Annotated in this window: 7 protein-coding genes, 1 pseudogene and 1 CRISPR repeat array; of the genes and pseudogenes, 5 read left to right on the top strand and 3 right to left on the bottom strand. The window is 29.5% G+C overall.

Annotation, left to right across the window (positions count from 1 at the left end; all coding sequences use genetic code 11):
* The 3 genes from LF845_RS11320 to cas2 all read left to right on the top strand — a co-directional run.
* A partial coding sequence (locus tag LF845_RS11320) for a CRISPR-associated primase-polymerase type A1 (protein WP_341352910.1) occupies window positions 1-1,755 on the top strand: 1,755 nt, incomplete at its 5' end.
* The gene (gene cas1 / locus LF845_RS11325) at window positions 1,752-2,750 is read left to right on the top strand and encodes a CRISPR-associated endonuclease Cas1 (RefSeq protein WP_242821125.1); all 999 of its coding nucleotides are present in this window, start codon (window positions 1,752-1,754) and stop codon (window positions 2,748-2,750) included. The genes LF845_RS11320 and cas1, both read left to right, overlap by 4 nt.
* Window positions 2,751-3,032: a CRISPR-associated endonuclease Cas2 gene (gene cas2, locus LF845_RS11330; protein ID WP_242821126.1), complete on the top strand. Its 282-nt coding sequence runs from the start codon at window positions 2,751-2,753 to the stop codon at window positions 3,030-3,032.
* Between the two features lie 10 nt (window positions 3,033-3,042).
* Here the strand turns inward: cas2 and LF845_RS11335 are convergent, their stop codons facing one another.
* Window positions 3,043-3,849 (bottom strand): hypothetical protein, encoded by an 807-nt coding sequence (locus LF845_RS11335; protein ID WP_242821127.1) that lies wholly within the window; start codon window positions 3,847-3,849, stop codon window positions 3,043-3,045.
* 439 nt (window positions 3,850-4,288) lie between these two features.
* Between LF845_RS11335 and LF845_RS11340 the strand changes: the two genes are divergently transcribed.
* Both LF845_RS11340 and LF845_RS11345 read left to right on the top strand, forming a co-directional pair.
* A complete protein-coding gene (locus LF845_RS11340) occupies window positions 4,289-5,518 on the top strand; it encodes a type II toxin-antitoxin system HipA family toxin (RefSeq protein ID WP_242821128.1) in 1,230 nt (409 codons plus the stop codon).
* A gap of 2 nt (window positions 5,519-5,520) precedes the next feature.
* Window positions 5,521-5,763: a helix-turn-helix domain-containing protein gene (locus tag LF845_RS11345; RefSeq protein ID WP_242821129.1), complete on the top strand. Its 243-nt coding sequence runs from the start codon at window positions 5,521-5,523 to the stop codon at window positions 5,761-5,763.
* A gap of 181 nt (window positions 5,764-5,944) precedes the next feature.
* On the opposite strand, the gene LF845_RS11350 is transcribed toward LF845_RS11345, so the two are convergent.
* Both LF845_RS11350 and LF845_RS11355 read right to left on the bottom strand, forming a co-directional pair.
* Window positions 5,945-6,625, bottom strand: a complete 681-nt coding sequence (locus LF845_RS11350) for a hypothetical protein (protein WP_242821130.1) — start codon at window positions 6,623-6,625, stop codon at window positions 5,945-5,947.
* A gap of 399 nt (window positions 6,626-7,024) precedes the next feature.
* Window positions 7,025-8,177: direct repeats of the CRISPR family, unit length 36 nt; unit sequence GTCGTAATCCCTTCAAGTCAGGTCAATGATTCCAAT.
* 623 nt (window positions 8,178-8,800) lie between these two features.
* Window positions 8,801-9,882, bottom strand: a pseudogene (locus LF845_RS11355) (M50 family metallopeptidase).
* Between the last annotated feature and the right edge of the window lie 10 nt (window positions 9,883-9,892).

Genomic DNA, 9,892 nt, shown 5'->3' on the forward strand with positions numbered 1-9,892 from the left:
GTTTTTATGAATGATATCAAGAATACTGAATTTAAAGAGCATTTAGAGCTTGCTGAAAAGCATGAAAAAAACGGTGATATATCAAATATGATAAAGCACTTAAATATTGCTTTGGGTATGGCTAAAGATAAAAAGCCTATATATGAAAAATTGTTAGAATATTATCTAAATGACTCTAATCCTACGAGAGCAATAAAAGTGTTAAAAGAGCTTATAGAGATAGATAAGTTTAACCCAACTTACTACAAGCATCTTATTGGAATTTTATTGGAAGTCGATAAAGGTGAATTAGCAGAGAAAATAGCTCATAAGGCATTCACTTTAACAAAAGATAACTATTTTAAGAATATTTTTGAAAACAATAACAATAATGAAATAATCAAAGCTGAATTTACTTCAACCACAGTTTCACTGCTATTTTCTCTATTCAGTGGCAGAGAAGGCATATATGCAAGACAATGGAAAAACAATGAAGGGCACACAGGATACATACCTGTAAGAGAGCCTCTGAATGAATCCACAATAAAAAATCACTTAAACGGTAATATGACTATTGGAATTTACCAACATCGACTCGATAGCACAGTTAATTGGATTTGTTTTGATGTAGATATAGCAAAACATATTTTAAAAAATGTATTGTCTAATGACGAAAAATTTAAAGAATATGATTTTTTATGCCAAAAAATTGCCGTAGCCATATGCAAGGAGTGTGAAAAATTTAACATTAGCCCAATAATAGAAAATAGCGGTTACAAGGGGAGGCACGTCTGGGTATTCCTTGACAAGCCTGTTCCAGCAAGAATAGCAAAAAAGTTTGCTGAAAGTGTAAAAATAAATATCAAAGAGATAATTCCTGAAATATCTGTTGAAATTTTCCCCAAACAAAACTTTGTAAAACATGATGGAACAGGTAATCTTGTAAAACTCCCACTTGGTATACACCTGGCAAATGGGAAAAGAAGCTTCTTTGTAGATAAGAAAAACAGTGAGATAAAAAATATAGATGAATACCTTAAAAAGATTGAAAGAGCTTCAGAGCAAAAGTTATTAGAATATTTAAATTATTATAGAATTTCAGATATTTATGAAAGATATTCTGATAAACCTCAAGCTTTACCTAAGGAAACCGTTTCATTCAAAAATATTGTTGAGCCATACAATATAGATGCCGATAAAGAGTTTCAATATCTAATATTTAAATGCCCTGTTTTAAAGGAAATATATCAGAATGCTCTCAAAAAGAATGAGCTGACATATGATGAAATGATTATTATCGCCCATAGTATCGGTCATCTTGAGTCAGGTGTAGACGCTGTAAACTATATTTATTCAAAATGTTTTAACATTTCGCCTGATAAATTTTTAAAATCAAGACTTAAAGGTAATCCTATAAGCTGTGCAAAAATAAGGTCAAAAGTTCCTGAAATAACCTCAACAGTTAACTGCAATTGCCAATTTAATAACATTGAAGGTTTATATCCAAACCCTACATTACATTTGCATACATTTGAGATAGATGCAAAATTACCAAGTCGCCTCGATGTTCAATCATTAAATTTCCAGGATATACTTGATAACTATTTAAAATTAAAAAAGCAAATTTTTGAACTCAATGCTTTAAAACAGGAATATGAAGATAAATTTGAAGTAATGTTTAAGACATCCGGGGTTGATTTTTTCAATACTGCAGTAGGTAATTTTAGGCGAGTCGTAGATGAAAATGGGAAAATTTCATACAAATTAGATGTATGATTGTATATTTGACTGAGCAAGGTTCATATATTTCAATTTCCGGTGACAGAATAATTGTTAAAAAAGGGGTTAACACTATAGGAATTTTTTTGACAAAAGATACAGATCAAATAATAATTATGGGCAATATTTCCATCAGTACTCAAGCAATAAAACACTTACTAAAAAACAAAATCGATGTCGTTTTTACAACATATTCCGGTCAATATATGGGCAGGTTAGTCCCTGAATTAGGCAAAAATATAATTTTAAGAAGACTCCAAATACAAAAACTTTCTGTCACCAAACATAAAATAAAATTTGCACGAGCTATTGTGTTAGCAAAGTTAGAAAACAGTATAGCTACTTTAAGAAAATTAAACTACTACCACAAATCAGAAGAAGTAAGCCATATTTTAAATAAATTAATACCAATAAGAAAAGAGATACCCTCAATAGAAGATCTCCCTACTCTTTTAGGTTATGAAGGTAATGTAGCTAACATATATTTTTCAGCTTTTGACTATTTAGTTAAAGGACCAATTAAATTTGAAAAAAGAACAAGAAGACCTCCTAAAAATGAATTTAATGCACTGTTAAGTTTTGGATACACAATATTGCTCAATTTGGTAAGAACAACTGTAAATACTGTAGGGTTAGACCCTTATTATGGCAGCTACCATGCTGAAGAATACGGCAGACCTTCAATGGTATTAGATTTGATGGAAGAGTTTAGACCAGTTGCAATAGATTATTTGGTTATCAGCATCTTAAACAAAAATATTATTACAGGAAGTGATTTTATTATTGATAAAGATAATGAAGAACTACCTGTATCATTATCAATTTATGGAAGAAAAAAATATATTGGTCTAATAGAAAAAAGATTTAATAGCTACTTTTGGTACGAGCCTAAGAAGAAAAAAATGTTACTAAAAGATATCGTAAGATATCAGACTTATCTTTTTGCCAAAGCAATTATTGAAGATTCTGAATATGTAGGATTTAGGTTTTAAATGAAAAAATACTACCTAATTAGCTATGATATTTCTGATGACAGAATAAGATATAGAGTAGATAAGGAGTTAAAAAATTACGGTATAAGAGTTCAAAAAAGTGTATTTGAGTGCAATATTACCGATGCCGAGTATGTAAAATTAAAAGAAAAGCTCGATAATCTCATCGATATGAATACAGATTCCATAAGATACTACTTTTTATGTAAGCATTGCAGAGATAGTATACAAAATGTTGGGAATAGCTTTATTAACAACGATAAGATTTTTGAGATTATATAAAAAAAGGCACCTATTGGTGCCCAAAAGTCAAAATTAAGGGTTTATGATCAGATGCAGATTTTTCACCATAGGTAACCATAGGTTTATTTTTCAAAAGATCCTCAGTTACAAAAGCATGGTCTATAAGTGTCTTAAATTTTCCATCTAAACTTACCTGTTCCAATCCACTTTCAGGCTTTATGTAATAAAAATTTCTTGGCATATTGCCGAATGCTCCAAGAAACTTCTTTGCCTTATAGGTAAAAGAAGGATACCTTGAAAGAACTTTATTAATATTTTCAGAAAAATTATAATATTTATCTTTAATTTCGTAAACAAATGGATTCTCTTTAGCTTTTGCATCAAATAAAATCGCATTAAAATCACCCACAAGAATATATTGTGATTTGCCAGCAAGATTTTCCCAAAGCCAACCATAACCGATATGAAAAAGATTTTTGTTAACACCATTCACATTATTATTGTAATTCATAGAATGGTATACCCCCAATTTTAACCCATCCTTTGTGCTCACTTGCATGAATTTCAGTCTATGCTCTCCAAGCTCATCCAGATTCAATTTTAAATTGTCCAGAGAAATACCTTTACCAGCTACCATAAGTAAATTCGTATTTTTTGAAAGAACAATATCATCAAATAAATCCAAAGATGTAAAATAATTAAATCCTTTTTCTTCAAAGAAGGACTGATATTTTTCGATATTAAATTTTCTTACTTCGGATAAAGCAATTATGTCAGCGTTATAATTTTCAATGTCATGAAAAAGCTCTGTATCTTTATTTTTTACATTCCAAAAAAGGATTTTTAAGTTTCTCATATTCACTCCTCCATTTTTCATATCAAAAATATAAACAAATATCTTAACTTATTTCTGACATTATTTTTTAAATTAACTCAATCCATGGATAAAAATCAAAAACAAAGAAGTTCAACGTTTAAAATTAGTAATAAGTATTAAGTCTCTAAAACCTTTATAACTCATATTAATAAAACAATTTATTCTTTGTCCACGACTCATCGCTCACATCTCACATTTAACGTTTTAACGTTTCAAAATAATTCATAACTCAATATTTAAAATTAAACATTTTTAAATCAGTCCCTTAGAATTATGAAAAAGTTCTATGCAATAGATTTTAAATTAATATTATTACATAATGTTAATATAAATTTACATTTCATATAATATAAAAATATGTAAAATAATATTGACATACATACAATTATTACCATATTATTTTAAATAAAAGGTGATTATGAAATTAAATACTTATAACGAAAGAAACAAAATAAAAGTTTTTGTTAACGACAGAAAAAAACAGCGACCAATCCCTATCGGTAAGCTACAAAAAGATAATAATAGACATATATTTGAATACGTTGATTCAATTCAAGACATTTACATGCTATCTTTAAGAATGCCCGTAACACAAAAATTTTATTACAGAGAATATGACTTATTGCCATTTTTCGATATGTATATTCCCGAAGGATATTTATATGAAATATTCAAAAATATACTAATAAAAAATTTTGATTTAGAGCCTAATTTTAACGATTTTTACATTTTAAATATGTTAGCACCTGACATTATTGGTAGAGTTGTTTTTAATGCTAATGATAGCAAACAAACTATTAAACCTGTAGATTTTGATTATATAAAAAATAATGATAGTTTCGACACTTTTAAGTATTTACTTGATAGATTTTTGACTAAGAACGCTATTTCAGGTGTACAACCTAAAACAATTATTACTGTTGAAGAAGAGACAGCTTTAAGTGACAGGGCAACTGTTTATGCGTCTGATTACATAATAAAAACTTGGGGACAAGAGTACCCTTATCTTGCAGAAAATGAATATTTTTGCATGCAGGCAGTTAAAAAAGCAGGTATACATATCCCTCAGATAACATTATCAAAAAATAAAAATTTTTTAATTATAAAAAAATTTACAGATCAATATACTGGCTTTGAGGAAGTTTTAAGTTTATTTGGCTTAACAAAACAGAAGAAATATACTGGTAGTTATGAAAAAATTGCCAAATTAATACAAACAGTTTCGAGTAATATTTCTAAGGACATGAAATTGTACTACAAATTAGTAGTAATGAATTATCTATTAGGAAATGGTGATGCACATCTAAAAAATTTCGCTGTTTTGTATGATTTTGATTTAACAAATATAAGATTATCTCCGGCTTATGATGTTGTATGTACTGTAGCTTATATAAAAAATGACCAACCCGCTTTAACTCTTAATGGTAAAAAGATATGGTTTAAAAAAGAGCCTTTAATAAGTTTTGGTAAAAAATACTGTTTATTGTCACATCAAGAATCAAATGAATTGTATGAAGAATGCGTAGAAAGTGTTGCTTATACAATTAATCAGATAAATAACTACATTAAAGATAACCCTCACTTTGAAGAAGTTGCTAAAAGAATGACAAAATTTTGGAAATCGCAAATTAACGGAGATAGTCTATAATTATGAAACCTTTTGAATTAGGTCTTTTTATAAAAGAAAAAAGAAAGGAGAAAAAAATCAAGCAAGAAGATTTAGCCAAATATGCTGGGATTTCAAGACAAACATTGTCAAAGTTAGAGCAAGGTAACTTAGCATCAGTCTCCATTAAAGCATTGATATTAATTTTAGATAAATTAGACCTTGAAATTCATTTGACACCCAAAAAACATATTTTACCTTCCTTAGATGAAGATTTTGATTTATGAGAATCACTGAAGTATAACTTTTAATTATTGAATTTTAAACATTTAAAACTTTTATACTTTATTAACAGCACTTTTGTGTAAATATTTAATCATTGGCATTTCAAAAATAGCGATTTGCGAATCGTTAAAATTTAAGTGTACATAAAGTTAAAACTTTAAAATCTATACTATTAACGTTTTATCATTTTGACAACATATCCCCAGCCGTATCATAATAAATTTTAAGCAGTTTGACTCGTTTTTCTTTATCAGGCTCTTTTTTTAACAAAATAGATAAAGGAACCCTAACAGGTAAATCTAACAAATCATAGTCAGGGGAATATTTCAATTGATTCTTATAATTATATTCAGCTGTAGTAAATAACTCTTTAGTAAATTCTATCTCACTTTCTCGTTCTTCATCATCTTCAATTGAATTAAAATAATCAATCATGTTCTTTGACGATAAAAACTCTTCAAGCGTTTGCCCTTCCTCAACTTCTACTTCCACGAAAAATGAAACTGAGAAAAATGTTCCAAAATTATAACCTAAGAAAAATGCACCACCTTCTGGAGTCATCCTTTCTAAATGGACACAAAGTCCTTTTTGTTCCTCACTTGGTTTAGCATCCAAATTATATAAAAAATCTGCAAGCCAGCTTAGGTAGCCATCAAAATCAGATCTTGAAAAATTTTCAGACATAGTTGAATACCTATAATCAGCCGGCCAAAACATCCCTGTTTTTGTGAGCAAAACCCCAACCTTATCTTCTTCAGAACAACCTTCCATCGCTTCATCAATTACATCCAAAACAAAATTTTCATCAATTTCACCAAAATCATCTTTACCTTTCTGAATATTCTTTTCATCATTCTTATCCATAAATCACCTCACAATATAAAAAAGTTCAAGGTTCAAGGTTTAAGTTTTAAGAGTTAAGCACTAAGTGTTAAGCCTCTAAAAACTTTATTAAAAATTCATAACCCATCATCCACAATTCATAATTCAAAATTTACGAAATAATCCCTTAAAAACATTGGGCATAGTTAACTCCCAATGTTTCTGCATCAAGCTTGGAATAGAAACATCAGGCATATTAATCCTGATGTTTCTGCACCAAGCTTGCTGGAAGTCAGGTCAGAAAATAGTGTTAAGAATTAAGCATTAAGTACTAAGAAGTTCAATGTTCAATGCTCAAAATTAGTATTATGTATTAAGCTAAATACAACAAAAATGTAAAACAAATAATTCATAATTCATAATTCATAATTCAAAATTTTTAAATCAATCCCTTCAAGTCAGGTCAATGATTCCAATATAAGGAAGAATGCAGAAATGCTATGAAAGAATTTGAGTCGTAATCCCTTCAAGTCAGGTCAATGATTCCAATAATAAAAAATTTTGTGAGGTGCTAAAGTGAAAAAAGTTGAGTCGTAATCCCTTCAAGTCAGGTCAATGATTCCAATTTCCTGATGGGTCTTTCAAAATTCGAGTATAAGGAGAAGTCGTAATCCCTTCAAGTCAGGTCAATGATTCCAATAAACTGTATTTTACAAGCCAAATAAAAAGGGCTTTATGTCGTAATCCCTTCAAGTCAGGTCAATGATTCCAATTTATATATGATAGTTTAAATTAAGGGAGCTTTTAAGCTGTCGTAATCCCTTCAAGTCAGGTCAATGATTCCAATCAACAAAAAGTCTCTAAAGAGCAAATAAAAACTTTAGAGAGTCGTAATCCCTTCAAGTCAGGTCAATGATTCCAATGAAAGAGAAAGCAGTAGAAAGCATTTACCTGAAATTTGTCGTAATCCCTTCAAGTCAGGTCAATGATTCCAATAAATTTATTGCCGGCTTCTATTGCCAGGATAAGGTAAGGTCGTAATCCCTTCAAGTCAGGTCAATGATTCCAATATGCGGGTAGCGTTAGTGGTTTAGATGCTAATTTAAGTCGTAATCCCTTCAAGTCAGGTCAATGATTCCAATAGTAAGTTGTTTGAAATCATCAAAGAATCTAAGAGGATTGTCGTAATCCCTTCAAGTCAGGTCAATGATTCCAATCTACCGTTATTTAGATGAAACGGTAGGGCGTCCTCTTCCTTCGGTCGTAATCCCTTCAAGTCAGGTCAATGATTCCAATGCAAGGAGGATTAAATGATTGTTAAGACTATATTCTGTCGTAATCCCTTCAAGTCAGGTCAATGATTCCAATAATCAACGCAGAGATAGCAGAGGCTGTTAAATTTGAAGAGTCGTAATCCCTTCAAGTCAGGTCAATGATTCCAATCAGACGGTTTGACGTTCGAGGATGAGATACAAGGCAAAGTCGTAATCCCTTCAAGTCAGGTCAATGATTCCAATATGGTATAAAGTAAAAGTGACATTCGCAGACGGTTTGACGTGTCGTAATCCCTTCAAGTCAGGTCAATGATTCCAATAGCACCCCTTTTTAATACCATATTTTCAGATACTTGCAAGGCTAAATTTAAAGAAGGGGGGGTATCAATTTTTCTACTTTGTAAATTTTGATACCCTATTTTATAACCTATTGATAAATAACAACTAAAAAATTCGTGTTCTATTAATCTAACTTTTTCTATAACTTACTGATACTTAACAATAACTGTTAAAAACAGCAAAAACTCAAAATCAACTTGAAATTTTGCAACCATAATAAAACAATCTCTGCAACATGTTTTACTTATCACTCGACACTTATTCAGTTTTCAAACAGCAAAATTCATTTCGAAAATTATACCATACTCGTTACGCAATTTTCTACAAAATTTCACATAATTTTTAGTAATCATGTATTTTATAGTGTAAGGGGCCATATCTCTTTGGAAATATATTTAATGGTATGAACTTCAATATTACTACAGAGTTTCGTTTTTTATTCGCATAGATAAACTATTTTCTATTTTTCAACATGTAGTTGCTCTATTTAACGGGGAAAGGTTTGGTAGTATAAATTATAGGAAGTTTCTTTAATATATAATTAACTTTATACTACCTAAGATAAGTAAATGTTACAGTACATTATCCACTTCCTCTGTTAAATTTAACGCAATGATATATAAGCTATTTTATTTTTAACCTTTGGATAATATTCTTTGAAGTCATTATAAATACCTAAAAATTGCATAAAAATTAACAAAACTAATCCTGAGTAAAGTGCAACCTTCATTAATTTTTCGGGGATTTCTCTACCAATAATACTTTCAACAATAAACAGTACTACATAACCACCATCTAAAACAGGTATAGGGAAAAGATTAAAAATAAATAGCGTGATATTAAGAAGAAATGCCATAAAAAGAGTTTGCTCAATTCCTGAGTTTATTGCCTTACCTGTAATTGCAAATATTTTAACAGGCCCTGAAAAAACATTTCCTATCTCTCCTGTAAACATCAAATAAAATACATTGAAATAGCCCTTAACTACCTTAACTACCTTACCAAACACCATTGCAATACTGTCATAAAAGCCTAATCTTTGTTTTATAGTTACTTTTTTATCATATTCAAATGGTAACTCATAAGAGTACTTTTTAAAAATTTTGTTATAACCTTTTGACTTAAGTGGGGTATTTACTATCATATTTTTGTTATTTCTTATTAATTCTATTGCTACAACACTCTTATTGATATTTCTTAAATAATTTTTTATATCATATTCCGAAGTAACTTTAATATTATCAATCTTTACAATTTTATCTGCTTGTTTAATTATCTCTATACTACTTTTTGCGACTACTGGCTCATATGTTGTTATACCAGTTATAAAATATAGTGAAAATAAACTTAAAAAGCCCAGTATCAAATTTGCAAATGAGCCTGCGACAAGGATAAAAATCTTTTTGTAGGTCGGCTGTGTTAGAAACATTTTATCTTTGTCAACGGCATCTTTATCTTCCAAATCTTTTTTACTTGAGCCATAAAGAGATACATATCCACCAAGCAAAATAGGAGCTAATTGCCATATAGTCCCTTTTTTATCAGTAAAAGAAAAAATTTTTTTCCAAATCCTATTGAATATTTTTCTACTTTGACCCCAGCCAATCTTGCTGCAAATAAATGTCCAAGCTCGTGAAATGCTATAATAAAACTCATTAATAAAATTACTGATATTGCTGTAAGCATATTCTCCTCC

The organism is Deferrivibrio essentukiensis (assembly GCF_020480685.1).
GTDB lineage: Bacteria > Chrysiogenota > Deferribacteres > Deferribacterales > Deferrivibrionaceae > Deferrivibrio > Deferrivibrio essentukiensis.

Coding starts and splice junctions, on each gene's coding strand:
- LF845_RS11335 (WP_242821127.1), bottom strand. CDS start 3,849: ATGAGAAACTTAAAAATCCTTTTTTGGAATGTAAAAAATAAAGATACA.
- cas1 (WP_242821125.1), top strand. CDS start 1,752: ATGATTGTATATTTGACTGAGCAAGGTTCATATATTTCAATTTCCGGT.
- LF845_RS11345 (WP_242821129.1), top strand. CDS start 5,521: ATGAAACCTTTTGAATTAGGTCTTTTTATAAAAGAAAAAAGAAAGGAG.
- LF845_RS11340 (WP_242821128.1), top strand. CDS start 4,289: ATGAAATTAAATACTTATAACGAAAGAAACAAAATAAAAGTTTTTGTT.
- cas2 (WP_242821126.1), top strand. CDS start 2,751: ATGAAAAAATACTACCTAATTAGCTATGATATTTCTGATGACAGAATA.
- LF845_RS11350 (WP_242821130.1), bottom strand. CDS start 6,625: ATGGATAAGAATGATGAAAAGAATATTCAGAAAGGTAAAGATGATTTT.